A 1,237-nucleotide genomic window follows, 5' to 3' on the forward strand; every position below is an offset into this window, starting at 1 on the left:
CGTTGGTCGACAGCGACGGCAGCGAGAAGCGGCCATCGGCACCGATCTGCATCAGCGGATGGAAGCGCGCATCGGTCGAGCCGCCGCGCCCCGCGATGAAGCCGGCGCCCCTGAGTTCGCCGCCGCCCGAAAGGTCGAGCAGCGCGCCGGCCTGCACGTCGACGAGTTCGGCGCCCAGGCGGATGCCGGCCCCGCTGCCGGCGCCCTTGAGCGCCACCGTCCGGCCGTCGTACTGGTAGCCGATGCCGTCGGTGGTGCCGCCGTAGGGCATCGCCAGCCCGGCGGCGCTGACCGAGGTGATGCTGTCCGGCAGCAGCGCCACGCGCCGGGTGCCCTGCCCCAGCTCGGAACCCAGCGTGATGTTGCCGAGCGGCGCGCGGATCGTGCCGCCCTGCTCGATCACGGCGGCGCCGAATTCCAGCGAGCCGAAGGCCGAGTACGGAACGCCGGCCGCCGCTTCGCCGCGGCGCTCGATGCGCAGCACGCTGCCGGGGTCGTAGTAGGTCCGCAGCAGCACCGGGTCCATGCGGTAGCCCGCCTGGACCTGCGCGCTGGCGCCGGTCTCGGGCGAGAGCTGGGCGGCGGCGAACGTGAGGCCGCCACGCGTCCACAGGCGCGAGAGCGCGCTGCCGTCGTTGGGCGCGAGGAAGCGGATCTCGCCGTCGCTCGCCAGCGTCACGTCCGAAAAGCCACGCCGCGCGACCGGCACCGGCGTGAACTCGGTCTGCTGCGCATAGCGGCCTTCGGTGCCGAAGGAGATGCTGTTGCCCAGTTCGAGCAAGCGGCCGGCCTGCACCGAGAACGCGGCCTCGGAATCCAGCGGCGTCATGCCATGCAGCATGCGTGGGCGCAGCACGCCGTTGTCGCCGTGGTAGAGCCCCGTGCCTGAGAGCTTCACGTAGGGTGCGGCCAGTTGCACGCGGGCCGTGCCGCTCGATGATTCGGACAGCGTGAGCGAGCTCGCATAGAGCGACAGGCTCCGGCCCAGGCGCAGGCTCACGTCGCCCTCGAAGGACAGCTGGCCGTTGGCCAGCAGCGTGAGCTGGTCGAAGCCGCCGGCGCTCAGCCGGTCGACCGAGATGCGGGTCTTGCCGTAGCGCAGCCCGGGGGCTGCCTGGCCCGGCGCGAGGCCGTCCGGCAGCAGGGAGTCGGTCGTCTGCGCCACGATCAGTTCGCGCGGGACGATGGCCTCCTGCTGCGCCCGGTCGGTGCCGGTGGCGTCGTACAGCGGCGATTC

The 1,237-nt window shown here is 72.7% G+C and carries 1 protein-coding gene; it reads right to left on the reverse strand.

Features of this window, described 5'->3' with window-relative positions; all coding sequences use genetic code 11:
- Positions 1–1,237: hypothetical protein (locus AC27VN_RS41815; protein WP_490880566.1), on the reverse strand; the 1,237-nt coding region annotated here is incomplete at both ends.

Source organism: Variovorax sp. 20P10.2.4 (assembly GCF_058244205.1).